Annotated in this window: 7 protein-coding genes; 6 read left to right on the top strand and 1 reads right to left on the bottom strand. The window is 43.2% G+C overall.

The features are described 5' to 3' along the window. Nucleotides 1-8 precede the first annotated feature (8 nt). From BLQ87_RS29075 to BLQ87_RS29065, 3 genes are read left to right on the top strand one after another with little or no spacing between them, the layout of a single operon-like run. On the top strand, nucleotides 9-1,931 hold the full coding sequence (locus tag BLQ87_RS29075; RefSeq protein ID WP_074612420.1) for a RagB/SusD family nutrient uptake outer membrane protein: 1,923 nt from the start codon (nucleotides 9-11) through the stop codon (nucleotides 1,929-1,931). A 15-nt stretch (nucleotides 1,932-1,946) separates the two neighbouring features. Beyond that, nucleotides 1,947-3,122 (top strand): DUF5000 domain-containing lipoprotein, encoded by a 1,176-nt coding sequence (locus BLQ87_RS29070; RefSeq protein WP_074612419.1) that lies wholly within the window; start codon nucleotides 1,947-1,949, stop codon nucleotides 3,120-3,122. Between the two features lie 24 nt (nucleotides 3,123-3,146). Further along, entirely contained in the window at nucleotides 3,147-4,253 is a 1,107-nt protein-coding gene (locus BLQ87_RS29065; protein WP_074612418.1) for a DUF4998 domain-containing protein, read from the top strand. A gap of 78 nt (nucleotides 4,254-4,331) precedes the next feature. On the opposite strand, the gene BLQ87_RS29060 is transcribed toward BLQ87_RS29065, so the two are convergent. Further along, complete coding sequence (locus BLQ87_RS29060; protein WP_074612417.1) at nucleotides 4,332-5,366, bottom strand: GntR family transcriptional regulator; 1,035 nt, start codon at nucleotides 5,364-5,366, stop codon at nucleotides 4,332-4,334. A 501-nt stretch (nucleotides 5,367-5,867) separates the two neighbouring features. Between BLQ87_RS29060 and BLQ87_RS29055 the strand changes: the two genes are divergently transcribed. From BLQ87_RS29055 to BLQ87_RS29045, 3 genes are all read left to right on the top strand, one after another. Further along, nucleotides 5,868-12,167 (top strand): non-ribosomal peptide synthetase, encoded by a 6,300-nt coding sequence (locus BLQ87_RS29055; protein WP_083362116.1) that lies wholly within the window; start codon nucleotides 5,868-5,870, stop codon nucleotides 12,165-12,167. 9 nt (nucleotides 12,168-12,176) lie between these two features. Beyond that, nucleotides 12,177-20,006 (top strand): non-ribosomal peptide synthetase, encoded by a 7,830-nt coding sequence (locus tag BLQ87_RS29050; protein ID WP_074612415.1) that lies wholly within the window; start codon nucleotides 12,177-12,179, stop codon nucleotides 20,004-20,006. Beyond that, the coding region (locus tag BLQ87_RS29045) for a non-ribosomal peptide synthetase (protein ID WP_143010572.1) at nucleotides 20,003-25,848 on the top strand (5,846 nt) is incomplete at its 3' end. The genes BLQ87_RS29050 and BLQ87_RS29045, both read left to right, overlap by 4 nt.

The raw sequence follows: 25,848 nt of genomic DNA, 5'->3' as shown, positions 1-25,848 counted from the left end.
TTTTAGTCATGCGAAATATTAAAAAAGAAAGCTGGATACTCAGAATAACAGTTCTTGCTGTGCTTTTTGTGACGAGCTCCTGTAAAAAGTATCTGGATGTAATCCCCGATAACATCCCTACCATAGACCATGCCTTCGCTATGCGTACCGAAGCAGAAAAGTATTTATATACCTGCTATTCTTATATGCCGAAGGATGGGAACCTGGGTGCTGATCCTACCATACTTGGAGGAGATGAGCTTTGGGCAATTTACCAGTCCGGCCGACCGGAATTTAACCATTATATTTTTGATGGCCTGGCGAGGGGAGGACAGGCTACGGTTGATCCAATCGTAGGTTTTTATTGGGGCGATATGTACCGCGCTATCAGAGATTGTAATGTTTTCCTGGAAAATGTTGGAAAAGTACCCGACCTGACGGCATTGGAAAAATTGGAATGGATTGCGGAAGTAAAAACGCTGAAAGCATACTATCATTTTTACCTGGTAAGAATGTATGGCCCGATTCCATTGTTAAAAGAAAACTTTAAAATAGATGAAGTCATTGAAAACACCAAAGTGCCAAGAGCTCCGGCAGACAGCTGCTTTAAATATATTGTAAGCCTTTTAGATGAGGCAAAAGTAGACTTACCCAAAGCAGTTGGAAACAGGAATAAAATGCTTGGACGGATTACCCAGCCGGTAGCTTATGCGTTAAAGGCAAAAGTAATGGTTACGGCTGCAAGCCCGCTTTTTAATGGGAACACGGATATGACTTCTTTAAAAAACCTGGACGGAACACCGTTGTTTAACCCATCTGTATCTTTGGAAAAGTGGACTGAAGCAGCAGCTGCCTGTAAAGAAGCGATCGACATCTGCGAATTGGCAGGGAATAAGCTGTATAAATTTAATCCGCCAGTTCCAAGATTTAAACTTTCGGATTCCACCAGGACGGGGCTCAGCATCAGGAATGCATTTGCAGAACGATGGAATGAGGAAATCATTTGGGCCAATACACAAAGCATCTCCAACCTGACACAAAAAGTGGCTGCGGTAAAAGTAGACCACCGGTATCTGGACAATCCAAGGATTATATCTGAGCTGGCGCCTCCTGTTAAGATTGCGGAAATGTTCTACTCAGACAAAGGTGTTCCGATAAATGAAGACAAAACCTGGAATACGGGCAATTTACTTTTGCGTACCGCAACAGCCAAAGAGGAGCGGTACATCAGGAAAGATTACGTGACCTCTGCCTTGAATTTCGATAGAGAACCTCGTTTTTATGCCAATCTTGGTTTTGATGGCGGGGTATGGTATGGACAAGGATCGGAGAACGATGGTGATCCAAATTCTCTCTTTTTTGTCTCTTCAAGAAAAGGACAGCCAAATGGAAAAGTAGAGGCGGACTATGGATCGCCAACGGGCTATTATGTAAAGAAGTATGTGCATTGGGAAAATGTACAGGGAAGTAGCGTAAACGATTATAAGGTGACCGAATATCCCTGGCCAATCATCAGGCTTGCACAGTTGTTCCTGTTCTATGCTGAGGCATTAAATGAGGCCAATGGAGATAAATCCCAAATGTTCAAATACATCAATGCGGTAAGAGAACGTGCTAAACTTCCAACCGTGGAGTTTTCATGGGATAACTATTCCACAAACCCTTCAAAATATACTTCCCAGGCGGGCATGCGTCAGATTATTCATCAGGAACAACTCATCGAAATGGCTTTTGAGGGATCCCGTTTCTGGGACATCAGAAGGTGGAAAGAAGCGGTTGCCGAATATAGAAAGCCGGTACAAGGTTGGGATATAGAACAGTCTAATCCGGATTATTATTACCGCAGAAGAGTCTTGTTTGTACAAAGCTTTAGCGTGAAGGATTATTTCTGGCCAATCCGGGATCATGACCTGTTAATTAACAAAAATCTGGTACAGAATATTGGTTGGTAACGTAAAATCAGAAAAATGAAAAAACTAATGTATTTAATCGCAGGAGGGATGTGTTTGTTTCTCCTGCAATGTAAAACAGAAGACAGGCTGGATCATATCGATCCTAATGCAGCAGCGCCGGCGCAGGTTTATAACATCAAGTCTGAGGGCAAACCCGGAGGGGCAATACTTACTTATAAATTACCGGCAGACCCCAATCTTTCTTATGTAAAGGCGGTGTATGAGATCCAGCCTGGCGTATTTAGAGAGGGTAAATCGTCTTTTTATACGGATAGTCTTAAACTGGAAGGCTTTGGTGATACAAACGAGTATACCGTTAAAGTATATAGCATAGGCAAAAATGAAAAGGCTTCTTTACCGGTAGAGATTAAAGTAAGTCCGCTCACACCACCAATAGAAAGCTCATTTAAAGAGCTGACCATGGAGCCGGGCTTTGGCGGCATAAAAATTAAATTTAAGAATGAATTCGCTGCCAACATGGCCATCGTAATTATGGCAGATACAGTGGGGAATGATGTCTTATTACCCATCCAGACTTTTTATACCAAGACCATCGCAGGTACCTTCTCAGTGAGGGGCCTAACTGCTACACCAAAGAAGTTTTCGGTTTACCTGAGGGACAGGTGGAATAACAAATCAGAAAGCCTGGTCAAAACTATTGCTCCTTTATTCGAGCAGAAAGTGCCAAAACCATTTAAAGGGTTGAAACTTCCAACGGATGAATACGAGCCTGTAGAATCACAATATCCGGTGGATAGGATGTGGGATGATAAGATCGACAATGGCGTATTTGCTTCACGTCACAATACCAGCACGCCGCAATGGTTTACCTTCGATCTTGGCAGAGCTGTGGTGATCAGCAGAATGAAAATGCATCAGCGACATCCGGACTATACCTATACCGGTGCTAATGTTAAACGGTTTGAATTGTGGGGCACAAATGATCCGGGATTGGATGGTTCATTTACAAACTGGAAGCTTTTAGGGACATTTAAATCCTTCAAACCTTCGGGATTGCCATTGGGCAGAGCTACCGCTGAAGACAATAATTATGGTCATACACAGGGTGAAGATTTTGACCTCGAAGAAATTCCGCTGGCCTATCGGTATCTGCGTTTCAAAACGCTGGAAACCTATGGTGGTGGATCACAAATCACCATTGCAGAACTGAGCTTCTGGGGGAAATTATAAATGGGCCACACTTAAACGATTCAAATGAAAACGAAATTTTATTATTTATTTCTCCTAATCACTGCATATGCCTTTTCTTTTGCATGTAAAAAGATGGACAACACTTACAAACAATTTGTTGTTCCCGGTGGTAAATATTATCCGGGAAGAGCAAATGGGGCCAGGTTTCAGGCCGGGAATAAAAGAGGCCGGCTGTACTGGCTTCGAAATGCGGATCCTAAAACAGTTAAGGCAAAGATTTATTGGAACAATTATGCGGATTCGGTAGAAATTCCCATCTCTAATGAGAAGGATACGATCAGTTATATGTTCAGTAACTTGCCTGAGAACTTTTACACCTTCATCATAAAGACTTATGACCTGGCCGGAAACGCATCTGTCCCGGTAGAAGTACCAGGTGCCATCTATGGCGATAGCTATCAGGAAAGATTATTGCCGAGGCCTTTAAAAGGCGCGCTTTTAAAGACGAGTAATCAGCTGTTTACTACCTGGGAAGCGGCTGATATTGCCAGCGGTGCCTATGCTACAGAGGTCGAATACACCAACAATAGCGGGCAGCTCAGCACCAAGAGGGTTCGGGTAAACATCAGTGAGTTTAACGTAGATGATTATAAGGTGGGCACGCAGTTCAGGTACAGGACCGTGTTTCGGCCGGACTCTACGGGTATAGATTTCTTTTATACACCATACCTAAGTACGAATGAACTCTTATTGGATAAATCGGAATGGAAGATTATTGACTTTTCATCTCAGCATCCCGGAGATGAAAATAAAGTGACGAACTTTATTGATGACAATGCCGCAACCCGCTGGCATACCAATGCTGGTAGTTCCAGGTACCCCCACCACTGTACGATAGATATAGGTGCATTGCGTTCCATTAAGAAGGTCGGAATCTGGAGAATGAAAGATGACGACAGGGCTCCGGATAAGCTTCAGTTCTTTACCAGTGCCGATAATGTAAACTGGATAGATCAGGGGGTGTTTAATTTTAACCGTAAAATTAATGATCAGCAGATATTCACGATGACTGATCCCTCAGTGGCAAAGTATTTTAAAGTTGTAGGGGTATCGGGCCCTCAATCTTATACCGTTCTGGGGGAGATCACACTTTACATACCGTACAATTAGCCACCAGTGATTTCAATGCGGTATATTTAAGCTAAGAGCGTCAACTTCGAATGGAATGTTGACGCTTTTAGGTTTTGATTATAATGAATTCCTTTTGGTGTACTTAAATGGGATGGCTATTTTTTCCATTGGTCCCTCGAGCAGCATTCTCGCAGCGGTACTTCCCATAAAATTAAAGTCAGTTGAGATGGTAGTAATACCATTTAGCAAAATTTTCTTAATTGGCGTTTCGTTGTAGGAGATGACCCCCACATCTTTACCTATCTTCAAATTCATATTGACGATCCGTTCCAACAAAAGCACAAGATCGTCCTCCATCAGTACAATAAAGACATCACCGGGATGGATGGACTCCTCCATAATATCGGAAACGATCCCATGTGAAAAGGCATACTCCTGTGCGAAATTCAGGAAACCTCCCAGAATTTCATTAGGGAAATAGCTTTTTTGAGGGAAGACGATTTTTAATGTTTTATACCTGGAAAGGTCATTGAGCGCTTTTTGCAGTGCATTAAAAATGTCCTGCTCAAAGTCTTCATAAACCGCTCCGTAATTTCCGGTTACCTGAGGAACAAGCTTGTCCATTAAAATGAGTTTTTCTTTAGGGAGTGTATTGATGATCTCCATATTAAACTCATGACCATTTATAAAGTGCGGGATAATCACAAAATGTGAGTATTGTGTCAGCTGTTTTTCCGTAATCAGTCTTTTAAACAACATGAAACTGTTGTTATAGACATAGAAGTCTACGTATATGTCGGTGTCAAGTGCAGCTATGAAGGCGTCATAAATGATTTTTTTATGGGTACTTAATTTGTTGAATAACAAAAGCACTTTAAATTTACGCTTTGGCTTGATCTCCGCAACGTAAAAGCCTTTGCCAGGTACAGAAATGATCACGCCGATACTTTTTAGATATCTATAGCCTTTATCTACCGTATCTCTGGCCATGTCAAGCCTGCAGCTGATTTCATTAATAGAGGGGAGGACATTGTCTAATTTTAAAATCCCCGTTTCAATGGCATTTATAATGGCATCTGAAAGCTGTAAATATTTAGGCGTTGACGAATGTTCGTCAATTTTTATGTGGTCAAATAGTTTCGTCCTACCCATTTTATAAAATCATAATTTCATCACTATTTATTAAATCCGACCGTATAATAATGGCATGCTGGTCGTCTGATTTAAATAGATATTATTAAGGTTATATATTGGTTTCGGATGTGTTTACAATGATATCAATCTAAATCGTATCAACTGTCATGGGCAGTGCTGGTGGGATGAGATTTGCTATTTAAAGTGTTTTTGATGCCTCTTGGTGTAATTATTTAAATGTATTTTAAAATAATCGTTTTCGAATTTAAATAATCTTTACTTATGATATTGATTATTAAAATAATTATGGCTAGGTTTAATTTGTGTTTATAGAATTACGATATACTGAGAATAATTGTTCTCGTTAGGCAATGTATGAGCTGAATTGTTGAATGATTAGTGTTTTTACGAGAAGATTAGCGAAGTTGGATAATGATGTAATAAACTCTTAATAGAGATTATTATAATGAATGTTAACTACCAAACTGTTGAAAAATATTTTAAAACCCTTCTTCCTATATGATGCGCTCCAAAAGTTTATCACAAATCCAGAAATACATATGGATTGATCAGTTGAAAAATACGCTATCTCCAAAATTTAATATTGGAGGCTTTGCTAAACTTAAAGGAAATATTGGTGTTGAGAACTTCTCGGGATCGATTCAGGACACTGTTGAGCGTCAGGATATTTTAAACTGGAAATTTAGTAACGGGGATGAATTGTTTCCTGCTGTTTCTATTTTTCGCGAAAAATACAATCAGCCGATACAATTGCTGGACTTTTCATCCAGGATCAATTGCGAAGAGGAGGCTGTACACTGGATGAAAAGTGACATGGAGGTTCCATTTGATCTTTTGGAAAACCGGCTGTTCTTTACTATTTTGATTAAGTGTAAAAGCTCCACTTTCTGGTACGTTAAATTTCATCATATTATAAATGATGGCTACGGCCTTTCTATCTTTTTCAAAGATGTGCTGGGTAGTTATGATCATGCGGAGCATCATTTGAGTAAATATGATTATCAGGAGTTTGTTGATCATCAGATGAAAGAAACTGAGGGAAAGGCTTATCATGCATCAAAATCCTTTTGGCAAAATAAGTATACGACCATCCCGCCGGCCACGTTTGAAGGTAAAACCGATTTGGATCAGCCCTCTTCGAAACTGTTTTCTTTTGTTGTCGGTAAGGATGTTTTGAATAGAAACAAACAGTTTTGCGCCGAACATGGCCTTTCCTACCTTCACTTATTTTTAGGGAGCTTTCTCGTTTATATTTACAAGGTTTATTCCTTTAAAGCGTTTCCGGTTATACTTCCTGTTCAAAACAGATCGAATCGTAAGTTTAAGGCTATTCTTGGACCATTTGTGAACCTGATGCCGATTTATTTGCAATACGATGGCGGTCAGCAGGTTTTAGATTTTTTATATGGCATAAAGAAAGAAATAATGACCTGTCTGAGGCATCAGGAATATCAGTTGGGGGAGCTTCTTGCGGACTCAGATGTATTGCTGAATTCCGGAAAGCATTTCACAGGATTCAGGATTTCTTATGAAAAACATGATTATAACTATTCGTTCAATGATGAAAATGTAACGGTCTTTCCCTTATCTAATAACTATGAGGACGCCAATCTCTCGATACATATCAGGGAATATTCAAATAGTGCTGAGGAACTGATTGTTGATTTGGATTACAATACTAACGTTTTTTCTGACAGTAGTATCGCATCCTTATCGAAGGGCCTGCAGTCCATATTACAAGATTTAATTGCCCGACCGCTGGACCTGCTTGAAAGCTTAAATGCCGTCGATAGTGAAGAACGTGCCAGCCAGTTAGACGCTTTTTTTGATGCCGCGCGTTTTAGCGCTAAAAGCCCTTTAAGTTCCAGGCTGAGAAATGCCCTGGGTTTAAATGCCGACAAGCACTTTTTATTTAGCCCGCAAAGGAGGCTATCCAATGCGCAGATAAATGAAGCTTCTGATGTGATTGCCGCTCATCTCGTTGTCGGCATTAATGTGTTAAATGGTCAGCGAATCGGATTATATCTTAAGGATAAATCAAAATACATCGAAGCGTTATTTGGCATCATAAAAACAGGAGCAGTCTATGTACCTATTGATACCGCTTATCCTGAAGGACGGGTGATGAGTATCCTGAATTCTGCCTCCTGTGATTTTGTCATCAGCGACCATGATACCGTAAACGAATTTATCAGAACAGGAGGCTTTAGATTATTGCTTATTGAGGAGCTGAAACAAGCCCTCAAAAGCCCTGAAGAAAGCTTGATCAGGGTGAAGGATCCCTTATATTTAATTTGTACTTCCGGTTCTACAGGAGTTCCTAAAGGGGCTGTTTGTAATCACATGGGTTTTAATAACCTCTTAGATTGGTATGTGGAAGAACTGTCTTTAACGGCATTGGATAAAACCCTGATTGTTTCCTCATTAGGCTTTGATCTGACGCAGAAAAATCTTTTTGCTGCGGCATTAACCGGTGCTGAACTTCACCTGATTGACGACGAATTTTATAATCCTGGCGCTATTTTAGAAGCCATTGGCGCAAGGAAAATAACATGGATAAATTGTACGCCAAGTACCTTTTACCCAATTCTGGAGCTGGATGCTCCAAATGGATTTCGCAACTTACACTCGCTCAGGTATGTGGTTTTAGGGGGAGAATCTATAAATATGAACCTGCTTTCTGAGTGGTACAATGGCGCAGGTTGTCATACCAGACTGCTGAATACCTATGGACCTACAGAATGTACAGATGTGACCAATTATTATCTGGTTCCTAAACTGGCAGATTATACTGATTTTGTATTGCCCATAGGTAAACCGATACCTAACGTAACCAGCCTGATTCTTAACCCGGAAAGATCTTTAATCCCGGCAGGGGCTAAAGGTGAAATTTGTATTGGCGGAATTGCCTTGGGAAACGGCTATCTGAATGATCCGGAGAAGACGAAGGAGAAATTCATTCCTCATCCATATATAGCGGCTGAAAAATTATACTGTACAGGAGATTTGGGTCGCCTGCTTCCCGATGGAAATCTGGAGTTCCTCGGAAGAATAGACAACCAGGTGAAAATAAGGGGCTACCGGATAGAGTTGGGTGAAATTGAAAGTCACCTGATGAATATGAAAAATATCAGGGAAGCAGCTGTCGTTGTTGTTGAGAATGAACATATCGGTAAATGTTTGCTTGCTTATGTCATCGTTGACGGCGATTTAAACGTAAAGCAGGTAAAGAACCATCTAACTGGACTTTTACCTGATTTTATGGTTCCCGCTGACTTTGTTAAGATGGATAAATTTCCGGTTTCAGCAAACGGAAAAGTAGATAAGAACGCTTTACCTGATCCCGGAACCGTTGATTTAACAGAAAGCACCGTTTATCTGGCGCCAAATACCGAAGTTGAAAGACATTTAATCCGGATCTGGGAGGAAATTCTGGGGAAAGAAAACATAGGAATCCGCGATGATTTCTTTGACCTCGGAGGACATAGTTTAAAAATAAGCCGGCTTATGGGCCGGATCAATAAAGAATTTGAAATCAGGATTGGCCCGAAAGAACTTTTTGGACATCCGGTACTGGAAGATCAGGCAGGTCTGATCACACATGCCACGCAGTCAGCATACCATGCGATCCCGGTAGCAGCGTCTCAGATTTGCTATCCTTTATCTTCGTCACAACGCAGGCTATGGATTCTGAGCCAGTTTGAAGATGGGAATGCTGCTTACAATATTCCCAGAGTATATGTGTTTCAGGGTAGTTTAAGCCAGGAATCGCTGACCGCTGCTTTCAGGATGCTGATCGCGCGTCATGAAATTCTGCGGACCGTATTCAGGGAAGATGAAGAGGGGGAAATCAGGCAATTCATCAATGATGTTCAGGATACCAGATTTGAAATCGATTACCGTGACCTGAGCCTTTCTGAAGATCAGGAAACCGTTATCAGGGAGCTGGTTAAGGCAGATGCCACTACACCGTTTGATTTATCTTTGGGCCCTTTACTTCGTGCCAGTCTGTATCAGACGGGGGAAGACCGTTGGCTATTCAGTTATACCATGCACCACATCATCAGCGACGGCTGGTCTATGGGAGTCCTGGTAGGGGAGCTTTTGTTGTTTTATAATGCCCATCTTAAAGGAGAAGAAAACAGGCTGGCACCATTGCAAATCCAGTATAAGGATTATGCCTGCTGGCAGCAAAAGGAATTGAAAGGCAGTACATTAAATGCCTCCCGCTCTTATTGGCTGAAGCAGTTTGAGGGGGAATTGCCTGTCCTGGAGCTGAGGGGAGACCATATCCGTCCGGCAATAAAAACCTATAACGGGGCAGCTGTGGAGCTGAGAATCAGTGCTGAAGCTGGTAAAAAGCTTCGGGATTTGAGCCAAAGCCAGGGTTGTACCCTTTTTATGGGTTTACTGGCAGTGGTGAATACTTTATTGTACAGGTATACCGGCCAGCAGGACCTGATTGTAGGAAGTCCGATTGCAGGCAGGGAATATGCTGACCTGGAGGGACAGATTGGTTTTTATGTCAACACGCTGGCCTTAAGAAGCCGGTTTAGAGGAGAAGATAGTTTTATTGACCTGCTGAATCACATCAGGCAGGTGACGTTGGACGGCTATGAACACCAGGCTTATCCATTTGATGAATTGGTGGATGAGCTGGACATCCCGCGCGACCTGAGCCGTAATGCTTTGTTTGATGTAATGGTGGTATTGGAGCATAACCAACTCCTCGAGGCCGGGGGATTGGGCGGTATAAAAGCAAGTCTTTATCAGGGCGTTGAAACTGAGGGTAGCAAGTTCGACCTGACCTTTAGCTTTGAAGAAATTGGGGAGGAGATCGAAACGGTCATCTCCTATAATAGTGATATCTATGACCGGGCAGGCATCGTACAGTTATCGGATCATTTGATCCGGCTGATGGAGGCGGTTACTGCCGGACCTTCGGTTGCTATCGCTGATTTACATTACCTGTCGGAGGAGGAACATCAGCAGCTTTTACATGGATTCAATGCCACAGCTGTCTGGTATCCTAAAGATAAAACAGTGGTGAATTTATTTGAAGAACAGGTATTGAATACGCCTGATCATATTGCCCTGGTTTTTGAAAAAGAGCAGCTGAGTTACCGCGATCTGAATGAAAAGGCCAATCAGTTTTCCGATTATCTGGTCAGGAATTACGGTGTAAAAAGATGTGATTTTGTGGCCATCATGCTGGAGCGGAGTGAATGGGTATTGATTGCCATCCTTGGCATATTAAAGTCCGGAGGGGCTTATGTGCCTTTAGAGGTATCGTCTCCGGCGGCCCGTAAGGAGTATATGCTGGAGGAATGCGGGAGCAGGGTGCTGATTGATGATCAGGAACTGGAAAAGTTTAGGCAGGAAGCTTCATCTTATAACGGCGATAATTCCGGTATAACGATGGGCCCGGCAGATCTGGCCTATGTGATGTATACCTCCGGTTCCAGTGGAAAACCCAAAGGGGTGATGGTGGAACATGGTAACGTCGTGCGTCTGGTTAAATCGGCGAATTATGTGACGTTAACCGACGAAGAGGTGTTGTTGTCGACGGGAGCAGTTTCCTTTGACGCGACGACTTTCGAATACTGGGCGATGTTGCTAAATGGCGGGCGGCTGGTGTTGTGTAGTCAGGAAGTTTTGCTCAACCCCAAAGTACTTGCCAGCCAGATACAAGCCCAATCGGTTACGATGATGTGGTTTACTTCCGGCTGGTTAAACCAGCTGGCAGATGAAGATATTGAAATATTTGAGGGATTAAAAACCCTGCTGGCCGGAGGGGATGCATTGTCGCCGGTCCACATCAAAGCTTTAAGACTTCGTTATCCGGATTTAAAAATCCTGAACGGCTATGGTCCAACAGAAAATACGACCTTTTCTTTAACCTATCCGATATTAAATCCGGGCTTGAATATTCCGGTAGGCAGACCGATCAGTAACAGCAGGGTTTACATTCTGGATTCCCGGGATCAGTTATTGCCCATCGGTGTTGTGGGAGAGATTTGTCTGGCCGGAGCGGGTTTGTCCAGAGGATACCTGAACCAGCCTGAACTGAGCCGGGATAAATTTGTGCCGGATCCTTTTGTGAGCGGAGAGCGGATGTACAAAAGCGGTGACCTGGGCAGGTGGCTGCCGGATGGCAATGTAGAATTTACCGGCCGGAAGGATGATCAGATTAAAATCAGAGGGTATCGCATAGAACCTGGGGAAATAGAGGAGGTGCTGCAACGCTATGCAGCCATTTCATCTGCCGTGGTCCTGGTAAAAGAAAATGTTTCCGGAGAAAAAGAACTCGTGGCCTATGTGCATACTGAACAGGAAATAAGTGTGCCTGATCTTCAGCTGTATTTAGCCAGACACCTGCCGGTGTATATGATTCCGGGCCATTTTATTCAGATAGATCAATTGCCTTTAAGTCCGAATGGTAAAGTCGATAAAAGGGCCTTGCTTGCGATGAATACAGGCCGTCAAAGCCTGATGGGAGCAGTGGCTTATGAGGCGCCAGGAACTGAAATAGAAGCACAGCTGGTCGGGATTTGGGAAGAGGTATTGGGCATTGATAAAATCGGAATAAAGGATAATTTCTTTGCACTCGGCGGACACAGTTTAAAGGCCATACAGCTCCTTTCGAGAGTGAGCAAGAACATGGGGACAAAAATACCGCTAAAGGATCTCTTTTCAGAACCTACGATAGAAGCAATGGCGAATGTGATCATGAATGACCGCTGGCTCAAGGCGGTTACGGATGAAGATCATGCCGGTTATCAGAAAATTAAAATATAAGTGTTGATTATGAGAGACTTTATTACCCTTTTAAGAAAGAACGATATACACATCAGAATTGAAGACGGAGAATTAACACTTAAATACCCTAAAGGTGACCTTGATTTAAACTTATTGGCGAAAATTAAGGAAAACAAATTTTTGCTGATTGATTATTTAAATAAGGTCAGTGATGATGCCTATGTGAGAATCCCTGCAGCTTTACCAGCAGAAAGTTATGTTTTATCTTCTTCACAGCGACGTTTATGGCTTCTGAGTCAGCTTGATGCCGGAAATACAGCCTATAACATGCCTGGGGTATATACTTTCGAAGGAGAACTGAACGATGCCGGACTGGATTCTGCTTTTTTCAGGTTGATCGCGCGTCATGAGATTCTGCGTACTGTTTTTCGTGAGGATGTACATGGCGATATCCGTCAGTATATTCTTTCTTCAGAGGAACTGGACTTTCATTTGCTTCGTAAAGATTTAAGGGCTGCCGGGAATCCGGATTTGCTGGTTAAGAATTTAATCAGGGAAGCGTTTCAGCATCCTTTTGATTTAGAGAATGGTCCATTATTACGCGCCTGTTTATATCAGCTGGAGGATCATCGCTGGATTTTTACCTATGAGATGCACCACATCATCAGTGACGGATGGTCTATGGGGGTACTGATTGAGGAGCTGTTTTTCTTTTATAATACGCACCTGAAATCAGACCATAGTGCGCTGCTTCCTTTGAAACTTCAGTATAAGGATTATGCGTCCTGGCAACAGACGCAATTGAATGACGGGAGCTTGTCTGCCCATAAAACCTATTGGCTGGAACAGTTTTCGGGCGTCCTTCCTGTACTTGAACTTGCGGGCGATAAAGTTCGTCCTGCAGTAAAAACATACCATGGGGATATCCTGATTAAGCCGCTGGCAGAGGGGCTAACCAAAGCACTTCATGCGCTGGTTCAGGAGCAGGGTGCAACACTTTTTATGGGGCTTATGGCTGCGTTAAACGGGTTGTTATTTCGTTATACCGGGCAGGAGGATCAGGTGATCGGCAGCCCTATCGTTGGTCGTGAACACGCGGATCTGGAAGATCAGATTGGCTTTTATGTAAATACCCTGGCTTTAAGAAGCCGCTTTAGCGGCAAAGACAGTTTTACAAAGCTGCTAAACCAGGTAAAGCAGGTGACACTTGCAGCCTATGAGCATCAGGTTTATCCCTTTGATGAATTGGTGGAGGCCCTGGAGTTAAAACGGGACATGAGCAGAAACCCTTTGTTCGACGTTGGGCTGGTATTACAAAATGGTGTCCTGGCTCAGGATAAATTAAGATATGCCGAAATAGGTCAGCTGACGGTAAAGCGTGCCGCTGAGGCAGGTCAGGAAATTAGCAAATTTGACCTGAGCTTTGGTTTTACGGAAGTTGGATCGGCTTTAGAATTGAGCTTAGAATACAATATTGATATTTATACCAAAGAAACTGCGGAGCAGTTGTGCCGTCATTTTGAACAATTGTTGTCGGCCATGCTTGCGGCACCTGATACTTCCATTGATGCCCTGGTTTATCTGGATGTGTCGGAGCAGAATAAGGTATTACATGATTTTAATGCCGGAGCAGGAGTTCATTCCGAAGAGAAAACTGTGCTCGCGCTGTTTGAGGCGCAGGTGAAGAAAACTCCTGAAGCCATCGCATTGACCTTTGAAAATACCAGTTTGACTTATCTTGAACTGAGCCATCTTTCCAGTCAGTTTGCCGCTTATTTAAGCAGGACTTACCATCCTGTACCGAATGACCTGATTGCGCTGAAACTTCCACGTACCGAGTGGATGGTAATTGGCATGCTGGGTATTTTGAAAACCGGGGCTGCTTACCTGCCCATAGATCCGGATTACCCGCAGGAACGGCTGGATTATATCATCGCCGACAGTTCCTGTAAGGTGCTGGTCGATGAAGAAGAACTGAGGCGGTTTCAGCAGGCCTTAGATCAGCCCGATGACACTGAGTTTTTAGTGGAGGCGAAACCTTCAGATCTGGCTTATCTGATTTATACTTCAGGATCAACAGGGCATCCCAAAGGGGTGATGGTGAGCCATGGCAACCTGAGCAATTTTTTAGGTCATGTAAAACGTAATTATGCTCCGGACGCTCCGCTATCCCTGCCTTTTGTGGCTTCAAATTCATTTGACATATCGGTTTTTCAGCTGTTCTGTTCCCTGCTTAGCGGCGGAAGAAGCGTCCTTCTGACTAAGGATCAGGTTCAGGATCCTGCACAGTTTGTGGAAGTCCTGAAAGGTGTGAATGCCATTGATACTGTTCCCGGCGTTTACCAGGGGTTGGTCAGTTACCTTACCGATCAGGGCCTGTCGGCAGATTTCGCGCATATCAGTCATTTGTTTATTGGCGGAGATTCCATTGCCAATGCTTTATTACATCAGTTGTCAAAGATATTCAGTCATGCTAAGCTGACCGTAACTTACGGTCCAACGGAAGGGACGATTTTTTGTACACACCTGATTTATAATCCCGGGGAGATCAACGGGGAGAGTAAAGGTTCAATTATTGGCAAACCGATAGATGGAGCGAAAATTTATCTTACAGATCAGCAGGGATTGTTGTGCCCTGTGGGCGTTATCGGAGAGCTCTGTATTGGCGGAAAGGGTTTGTCGCAGGGTTACTTAAACCGCCCGGAGCTAACCTCTGCACAATTCGTAGACTGTTTGTTTGAGCCGGGTCAGCAAATGTATAAAACCGGTGATCTGGGCCGCTGGCTGCCTGATGGTGAGATTGAATTTATGGGCAGGAAAGATAATCAGGTTAAAATCCGCGGTTACCGGATTGAACTGGGGGAGATTGATGCCAGTCTGAGAAAATATGCTAAAATAACATCGGCAGTGGTACTGGCTAAATTAAATCAATCGGGAACTAAAGACCTTGTGGCCTATGTGACCGGTAAAGAAGAGCTGAATGTTGCTGAAATCAGGTCTTACCTGGGCAATCATCTGCCGGCGTACATGGTTCCTTCACAGTATATCCAGGTGGATCATATTCCGCTGACTGAAAATGGGAAGATTGCGACAGCAGTGCTACTCGAAAATGTAGATATATTGGGTGGGGTCCATTATCAGGAAGCGGGAAACAGGATTGAAAAGGAGCTTACAGAGATTTGGCAGGAGGTACTTGGGCCTAAGATCATCGGCATTAAAGATAACTTCTTTGAACTGGGTGGAGATTCAATTAAGGCCATACAGGTCATCTCCAGACTGAAAAAGAAAGGATATTTACTCAGCATTCAGGAAATCCTGAAGCATCCGGTCATAGCAGACCTTTCCATTCTGGTGAAAACCGATCGGTTCTCTGTAGTTCAGGAAATCATACAGGGAGAAAGCACATTAAGTCCAGCTCAGAAGTCTTTTTTTGAGGACGACAATGTGGACAAACACCATTTTAATCAATCTGTCCTATTAAGAACTTCAAGCCCTGTTGATGAAGATGGTCTGAAAAAAGTATTGAATAAAATAGTTCAGCACCATGATGCACTGCGGATGATTTTTATTTTCAGGGAAGGCCATTGGATTCAGCGAAATCTGGGAATCGAACAAGGGTATGATTTCGAGGTGATAGAAAATGCAGATGATGAATTATTTGAACAACGCTGTAATGATATCCAGTCAAGCTTTAATATGACGACGGGGCCGTTGCTAAAGGTTTGCTTATTTAAGGGTAAAACTACAGCGAAACTGTTAATTGTTATTCACCATATGGTGGTGGATGGGGTTTCCTGGCGGATTTTTTTAGAAGATCTGGCCAATCTGTACCAGCAACACCTGTTGGGAAAGGCTTTAATTCTTCCCTTGAAAACCCATTCTTTCCTTCACTGGCAAGCTAAAATGCTGGAATATTCAAAAACTGAACTGTTGAAGAAAGAGCAAGTGTACTGGAACAGTGAAAGGCAGGGGCAGAAACTGGTCCCGGATCAGGTCTCTGGCACTAATTTGATGAAGGACGCTGCTACGTTATCATTTTTACTAACTAAAGAAGCAACCGGGGCATTGACGACAAAATGTTATAAGCCTTATCGTACAGGTACAAATGAAATTTTAATCACGGCTTTAAGTTTAGCCATTCATGAAAAGTTCCGGTTGGAAAATATAGCCATTATGTTGGAGGGACATGGAAGAGAGGCGATAGACACGAATATAGACGTAACGAGGACCATAGGATGTTTTACAAGTTTGTACCCTGTATGGATAGATTTGAAACATTCAAATGATAACATCAGGCAATTAATTGAAGTAAAAGAGCATTTAAACAGAATCCCTGGCAAGGGGATAGGCTTCGGCATTTTACAGCTGCTCTCTGGAAATAATGAGCTGCCGAATCCGGAAATTTCCTTTAATTATCTGGGAGACATTACTTCAGGAATTACCCCCGATATGGGGAACGGGGTCTTTGAATTGTCGGCGGAAGAGCGGGGAAGAGAAATTTCAGCGGAAAGATACTCGGAATTTCTGTTAAACATTACCGCGATCATCACAGACGGGCAGCTCAAATTGTCCATTGGTTACAGCAATAAACAATTTATGGAGTCCTCGATAAATGAATTGCTGTCTCTTTATCAAAAATATTTATTGGAATTAATCGCTGAGCTTTCTGCTGAAGAAAGATTACGACTCACGCCCATTGATTTGAGCTATAGTGGTTTGAGTTTAGAGGAGGTCGACCGGTTAAATCAAACCGGTGATTTGGAAGATGTGTATGCATTAAGCCCACTACAGGAAGGAATGTATTTCCATTGGTCAAACGGACTGACGTCATCAGCCTATTTTTCACAAATGACTTATCGCCTGAAAGGGAAACTCAATGTTCCTGTTTTAGAAGAAAGTTACCATCGCTTGGTTTCGCGCCATGCTGTCCTGCGTACTTGTTTTATGGAGCATGCAGCAGGGAAACTTTTACAATTGGTCAGAAAGGAGGTAAAGCATGAGTTTGTTTATGTAGGAGACATTTCTGATCATGAAACTATTGCGGAATACAAGCTGCTGGATAGGGCGAAGGGATTCGACCTGAACTCGGGGGCACAGATGAGATTGGCAGTAATGAAGTCAGATCATGATGTTTTTGAACTGATCTGGAGCCACCATCATATCTTAATGGACGGTTGGTGTATGTCCATATTGACTAAAGAATTCTTTCATATTTATTATAGTTTGCTGCAAGGGCAGGCGCCGGCTCTTGCCAGGGTTTCCAGCTATTCCGATTACATCAATTGGCTGGGAGCGCTTGATAGGGACAAGAGCATTGCGTATTGGAAAAATTATTTATCCGGTTATCTGCATACCACTACGATACCGGGGAAAATCTCTATGGAACAGGCCGTTGCTTATCAGGAGGCAGAATGTGCGGTGCAGCTGTCCGGAGCTTTAAGAGAACAGATCAATACGGTCTGCAGGAAGCTTGGGGTGACAGAACAGACCCTTATTCGATGTGCATGGGCATGTTTACTGGGCAAGTACAACAATTCGGATGATATCGTATTTGGTTCCGTCGTTTCCGGAAGGCCGGCAGGAATTGACGGTATTGAGCAAATGGTGGGTTTATTTATCAATACCATTCCTGTAAGGATAAAAGTAGCGGCAGAGGGCACATTTGAATCGCTGATTACAGCAATTCATCATGATTTTATTGAAGGTGCAGATCACCATTATCTTCAACTGGCGGAAATACAGACCAGATGTTCCGGCACGATATTGTTCGATCATATTCTTGTTTTCGAAAATTATCCCTCCAAAAATATACAGGAGAACAGAGCGGAGGGCATTGATCAGGATGAGGTCCTGACTGTTCTTAAGTCTGAAACTGTGGAAAGAACGAATTATGGTTTTACAGTAACCGTCATTCCTGGCGATGCTTTAACGCTAAAGTTCAATTATAATGGAAATCTGTATGATTCCAGAGTCGTCAAACAGCTGCAGGGACACTTCCTTGCAACTTTAAAATTCATTGCTGCGAACTTAAGTCAACCGGCAAAGAGCTTGGATTTTCTATCTGAAGGAGAAAAACAACAGCTGATTTATGAATTTAATGACACTGCGGTTGTGTATCCGGAAACAAGTTCCATCATAGCATTATTTGAGGAGCAGGTTAAAAAGAGCCCGGCTGCAGTTGCCCTGGCTTTTGAAGACACCATTTTAACCTATGAGGAATTAGATATCAGGTCTGGTCAACTGGCAAATTACCTGAAGGATACCTATCATATAGGGCGGAATGACCTGATCGGTATCAAGCTGAATGTAAGCGAACTCATGGTCATCTCTATACTTGCCATACTAAAAACTGGTGGAGCTTATGTGCCAATAGATATTGCCTATCCTCAACACCGGATTGACTTTATCCTGTCAGAAATCGGCTGCAAGGTCTTAATAGATGAAGATGAGCTGCAAAAATTCAATGAATTTATTCCGAAAAAAAACACCAGCATTCATTTAATCAGGGATGCCCATGACCTCGCTTATGTGATGTATACTTCTGGTTCTTCCGGAAAGCCGAAGGGGGTGATGATCGAAAATTTAAGTGTGATTCGCCTGGTGAAATCAGCTAATTACGTGAAATTAAATGAGGACACCGTGATTTTGTCCTCCGGGTCGGTTTCCTTTGATGCAGTGACATTTGATTATTGGGGAGCGTTATTAAATGGAGGAAAAGTGGTTTTATGCAAACAGGACGTCTTGTTAAACGTAAATCTTCTGACTGCAGAGATTGAAAAAAAGGAGGTCAATGTGATCTTTTTTACGACCGGTTTATTTAACCAGCTGATCGATACGGACATCAATATTTTTAAAGGGTTAAAATCAATACTAACGGGAGGAGAAAGGGTTTCTCCGGTTCATGTTCACAAATTACAGCAAACCTATCCTTTGCTGGAGATCATACATTGTTATGGTCCTACTGAAAACACCACTTTCTCGCTGACTTATCCCGTTGAATCCGGTTCAACGGAGATTCCAATAGGTAAGCCGATCAGCAATACTGAAGTTTATATTATTGACCGTAACGGAGCACTGTCTCCAATTGCCGCGGTTGGAGAGCTATATCTCGCCGGTCCGGGGCTGGCAAGAGGATACCTGAATAATGCCGGGTTGACGGATGAAAAGTTTATTGATCACCTCTTTAAGCCGGAAGGGAAAATGTATAAAACCGGAGATCTGGGCAGATGGCTTCCGGATGGCAATATTGATTTTGTAGGCAGAGCAGATGATCAGGTGAAGATCAGGGGATATCGCATTGAGTTGGGGGAAATTGAGAAATGTCTTGAGGGGTATCCCGACATTACCTCCGCAGTTGTAATTGCCAAATCATATGGCACCAGGACCAAAGAACTGATCGGATATTTTACGGGGTCGGAAACATTAAATATCCCGGACCTGAGGAGGCATATGGCTGATTTCCTCCCCTTATATATGATCCCTGCTCATTTTGTTTGCCTGGAAAAGATGCCTTTAAATATCAATGGGAAAGTAGACCTGGAAGCTTTACCGATAGCAGATCATTTTGAGATGAAGGCGGAGAGCGAATATCTGGCGCCCAGGAATGAAATTGAAAGTAAGCTAATGCTATTGTGGCAGGAGGTCTTACAAAGAGAAGACATCGGTGTCAGGGATAATTTTTTTCTATTGGGAGGGCATAGCCTGAAAGCTTTGAATCTGCTTCATAAAATCAGAAATGAGTATGAGATTAATATTTCTATTCAGGAGGTTTTTATGAATCCGACAGTTGAATTTCTCGCAGCAGAGATCAATAGAAAAAAATGGATTGAAACGGATGTAGATTTTAATGCAGAAGAAAATATAACGGTTACCATATGAAGCTGAATGCAATATTAGATGAGCTGATCAGGCTTAACATAAAAATTAGAATTGAAAATGCTCAGCTTAAGATAGAGGGGCACCCTAGTCAGGTAACACCAGAGATTGTCAGCCTGATCAGAAGCCATAAAGCAGAGATCTTAAGCTATCTGGAAGCGAGCAATTCTGCGAAATCATTATTGTTGAACATCCCGGTTATACCAGAGCGTGATGGCTATCTCTTATCTTCTTCACAGCGGCGTTTGTGGCTTTTGACTCAGTTTGATACTGAAAACACAGCTTATAACATGCCTGGGGTATATGCTTTTGAAGGAGCGCTGGATGATGTCGGACTGGAGGCTGCTTTTTTTAGTTTGATTGCGCGTCATGAGATTTTACGCACTGTTTTTCGGGAGGATGAATCAGGCGATATCCGCCAGTATATTCTTTCCCCGGCGCAGCTGGGTTTTCATCTGATTCGCAAAGATTTAAGAGCAGCGGAAAATCAGGATTTATTGGTAGCTGATTTAATCCGGGAGGCTTTTCAACATCCTTTTGATTTGCGGACCGGGCCTTTACTGCGGGCCTGTTTGTATCAACTGGAAGATCAGCGCTGGATTTTCACCTATGTGATGCACCACATCATTAGCGACGGATGGTCTATGGGTATACTGATTAAAGAGTTGCTGTTGTTTTACAATGCGCAGCTCAATTCAGTGCCGCTTTCCATTGCCCCTTTGAATATTCAGTATAAAGATTATGCTTCCTGGCAACAGTCACAACTGAGTGAAGGTGCGTTGTCCGGACATAAAAGCTATTGGCTGGAACAGTTTTCGGGCGTTCTTCCTATTCTTGAACTTACGGGAGATAAAGTTCGTCCCGCTGTAAAAACATACCATGGGGGCGCGGTCAGGGTACTGTTGTCTGTGGAATTAAGTCATGCGCTTCGTTTGCTGGCTCAGGAGCAGGGTGCGACGGTCTTTATTGGCTTGCTGGCCGCAGTGAATGGACTTTTATACCGTTATACCGGGCAGGAGGATCAGGTGATCGGCAGCCCCATCGCTGGTCGTGAACATGCTGATCTGGAAGGTCAGATTGGTTTTTATGTAAATATGCTGGCTTTAAGAAGCCGTTTTAGTGGCAAGGATAGTTTTAGGGAATTGCTGAACCAGGTAAAGCAGGTTACACTTGAAGCCTATGAGCATCAGATTTATCCCTTTGATGAATTGGTGGAAGCCCTGGAGTTAAAGCGGGACATGAGCCGAAATCCTTTGTTCGACGTCGGGCTGGTATTACAAAATGCAGCTTCAGTTCAGGATAAAGAAACCTATGCGGCAGTAGGTCAGCTGACGGTGAAGCGTTCCGATCAGGCAGATCATGGAATCAGCAAATTTGACCTGACCTTTGGTTTTACGGAAGTTGGATCGGCTTTAGAATTGAGCTTAGAATACAATATTGATATTTATACCAAAGAAACTGCGGAGCAGTTGTGCCGTCATTTTGACCAATTGTTGTCGGCCATGCTTGCGGCACCTGATACTTCCATTGATGCTCTGGTTTATCTGGATGTATCAGAACAGCATAAGCTATTACACGATTTTAATGCCAGAGCCGGAGTTCATTCCGAAGAGAAAACTGTGCTCGCCTTGTTTGAGGCGCAGGTGAAGAAAACTCCTGAAGCCATTGCATTGACCTTTGAAAATACCAGTTTGACTTATCTTGAACTGAGCTGTATTTCCGGTCAGTTTGCTGCTTATTTAAGCAGGATTTACCATCCTGTACCGAATGACCTGATTGGCTTGAAACTTCCACGTACCGAGTGGATGGTAATTGGCATGCTGGGTATTTTGAAAACCGGGGCTGCTTACCTGCCCATAGATCCGGATTACCCGCAGGAGCGATTGGATTATATCATCGCCGACAGTGCCTGTAAGGTGCTGGTCGATGAAGAAGAACTGAAGCGGTTTCAGCAGGCCATAGATCAGCCCGATGGCGCTGAGTTTTTAGTGGAGGCGAAACCTTCAGATCTGGCTTATCTGATCTATACTTCAGGATCAACGGGTTATCCCAAAGGGGTGATGGTAAGCCATGGTAACCTGAGCAATTTTTTGGGTCATGTAAAACGTAATTATGCTCCGGACGCTCCGCTGTCCCTGCCTTTTGTGGCATCAAACTCATTTGACATATCGGTTTTTCAGCTGTTCTGTTCCCTGCTTAGCGGCGGAAGAAGCGTCCTTCTGACCAAGGATCAGGTTCAGGACCCTGCACAGTTTGTGGAGGTACTGAAAGGTGTGAATGCCATTGATACTGTTCCCGGTGTTTACCAGGGGCTGGTCAGTTACCTTACCGATCAGGGCCTGTCGGCAGATTTCGCGCATATCAGTCATTTGTTTATTGGCGGAGATTCCATCCCTGATGCTTTATTACATCAGTTGTCAAAGATATTCAGTCATGCTAAGCTGACCGTAACTTATGGTCCGACGGAAGGGACAATCTTCTGTACACACCTGATTTATAATCCCGGGGAGATCAACCGGGGGATTAAAGGTTCAATTATTGGTAAACCGATAGATGGAGCGAAAATCTACCTTACAGATCAGCAGGGATTGTTGTGCCCTGTGGGCGTTATCGGAGAAATCTGTATTGGCGGAAAGGGTTTGTCGCAGGGTTATTTAAACCGTCCACAGCTAACCTCTGCACAATTCGTAGACTGTTTGTTTGAGCCGGGTCAGCAAATGTATAAAACCGGTGATCTGGGCCGTTGGCTGGTTGATGGTGAGATTGAATTTATGGGCAGGAAAGATAATCAGGTTAAAATCCGCGGTTACCGGATTGAACTGGGAGAGATTGAACATGTACTCCGGAATCATGAGGAGGTGAACGATGTCGTGGTATTGCCTAAGAAAGATCAGGACGGCAATAGTTTTTTAGCTGCTTTTATTGAAAAAAAGAAGCGTGTTTTTCTGACGCCTTCGACTTCTGAGTATTTTGTTTATGACGATTTACTGTATTATGCTTTAACCAGCAATGACAAAAGAAACTTTCATTATAAGGAGGTATTTAAGCAGTTGCTGAAGGATAAAGTGGTTTTGGATCTGGGCGCCGGAGGAGATGCGATCCTGTCGCAATTCTGTATTGAAGCAGGGGCAAAAAAAGTTTATTCAGTTGAAATTCTTTTAGAAACGTTTAACAAGGCCAAAAAGGTCATTGAAGATTTAGGTTTACAGGATAAAATTATCCTGATCCACGGAGACATTTCAAATATTCAGCTTCCGGAAGAAGTAGATTATTGCGTTTCTGAAATTGTCGGATCAATTGGCGGCTCTGAGGGGGCTTCGAAACTGATTAACGAAACAAGGAGGTTGCTGAAAACACCTTCCAATATGATTCCTAAAAGAAGTCTGACAAAAATCGCTGCCGTAAATTTCCCGGATTCCCTTCATAACTATGTTTTCGATGAGATTGGCAAACATTATGTGAAACGGGTTTTCGATTATGTCGGATATCAGTTTGACATGAGGATGTGCGTGGAGAATTTTCCTTTGGAAAATGTGCTCAGCGACGACGGCCCATTTGAAGATCTGGATTTTACAAATCCTATCGCATTGGAAGAAACACATGAGATACACTTAAAATTCCATAAAAGGGGTGTGGTAAATGGTTTTGTGGTTTGGCTAAACTTATACGTAGATGAAGAACACATCATCGATACTTTGAATGAAAAATATAACTGGCTTCCAATATATCTGCCTGTTTTTTATGATAATACTTTAGTTGAAGCGGATGATTACATCAAGGCAAAAATAACGAGAACCCTGGCGGCAAATGGTTTGAATCCAGATTTTACGATCTCAGGGACATTATTCAGACAACATGACGTTCCGGTTAGCTTTGATTTTAAATCATTTAACAATGGAACTGAATTCAGGGGAAATCCATTTTATAAAAAGTTGTTTGAGAAGGAGGAAGTTCAGGTCAGGGAAACTATTTCAGCAGGGGCATTAAAGCTTTATCTGAAGAACAAGTTACCAGATCATATGTTGCCATCGGTGATTACCCTGCTGGATAAGATGCCTTTGACAGCTCATGGAAAAATTGATCGTAAAGGGCTGATTGAATTGGAGCATGTTCCTCAGGTCATAGACCCTGAGCGAATTAAGCCCAGGAACGACATTGAAAAAGAATTAGTTGAAGTCTGGAAATTTGTTCTGGGAGACATTGCTATAGGGCCAAAAGATGATTTTTTTGCTTTAGGTGGACATAGCTTAAGGGCAACCCGCCTGGCGGGCCAGATTTTAAAGAAATTCGATGTAAAGATCAGCTTAAGGGAATTATTTGTACATACCTTACTTGAAGAACAAGCGCGTTTAATACAAAATCTTGGGAAAAGTCCTTATCGCCCGATTCCTAAACTGTTGCCTGCAGATGGCTATTCCTTGTCTTCTTCACAACGGCGCTTATGGATTTTAAGCCAGTTTGAAGGAGGGAATAATGCGTATAATACTCCGGGTATTCATGTTTTTGAGGGAGAACTGGATGTGGTAGGTTTGGAATCTTCCTTTCTAAGTCTGATTGAAAGACACGAGATTTTGCGCACCGTTTTTTCTGAGCATGGGGAGGGAGATCTTCTTCAGTATGTGCTTGCTACGGAGGAGCTTGGGTTTCAGCTGGTATGTCAGGATCTGAGAGGGCTGCAAGATCAGGACCTCAAAGTTGCTGATCTGGTACGTGGGGATTTTGAACGTCCTTTTGATTTGGAAAAAGGTCCTTTACTGCGTGCCGGTTTGTACCAGCTGGCAGATAACCGCTGGATTTTCACCTATGTAATGCACCACATCATCAGTGATGGCTGGTCGATGGGGATATTGATCAAAGAATTGTTCTTGTTTTACAATGCCTATGTCAACTCAGCGCCCGATTCCCTGCTTCCTTTGAACATTCAATATAAAGATTATGCGGCCTGGCAGCAGGAACAGCTGCGGGGGGATACCTTGTTGTTACATCAGAATTACTGGATGGAACAATTTTCCGGTGTGCTTCCTGTACTGGAGCTTGCCGGAGAAAAGACCCGCCCTGCTGTAAAAAGCTATCGTGGCGGAAATATCCGTGCAGCGTTGCCGGTGGAGTTGAGTAATGGCCTTCGTTCCTTAACCCTGGAACATGGGGCGACTTTGTTTATGGGGCTTCTGACTGCTTTAAATGCCTTGTTGTACCGTTATACGGGGCAGGAGGACATCATTGTCGGCAGTCCGATTGCCGGTCGTGAACATGCCGATCTGGAGGATCAGATTGGTTTCTATGTGAATACGCTGGCTTTAAGAAGCCGTTTTAGCGGTAAGGATAGTTATCGTGAATTGCTGGCCCAGACCAGACAGGTGACGCTGGCTGCCTATGAACACCAGGTTTACCCTTTTGATGAACTTGTTGATGTACTGGACTTAAAGCGGGACATGAGCCGGAACCCCTTGTTTGACGTACTGATTGTTTTGCAAAATGCAGCAACGGCAGCGGAACTGGGAGCGGCACCTTCAATGGACGGATTGACGGTCAAAAATTACCTGGAAATTGATCATGAGGTGAGCAAGTTTGACCTGACCTTTACTTTCAGTGAGTCGGGGGCTGAGATTAACCTGGGAATTGAATACAATAGTGATGTGTTCAACCGAAATGAGGTGCTGCAGTTGTCCGCTCATTTTACACAATTGCTGGAGGCAATGATTGCTGCTCCGGATGTTTCAATCAGTCAGCTGGATTACCTGAGCGCTGCGGAGCAGAAAATAATATTAGCAGACTTTAATGCGACGGAGGTTCGCTATGCGGAAGATAAAACGGTGATCGATTTATTTGAAGCGCAGGTCAGGAA

The organism is Pedobacter steynii (assembly GCF_900103665.1).
GTDB classification, from domain to species: Bacteria; Bacteroidota; Bacteroidia; order Sphingobacteriales; family Sphingobacteriaceae; genus Pedobacter; species Pedobacter steynii.
The sequence above is the reverse complement of the archived record's forward strand: the minus strand, read 5'-3'. Positions and strand labels throughout refer to the sequence as shown.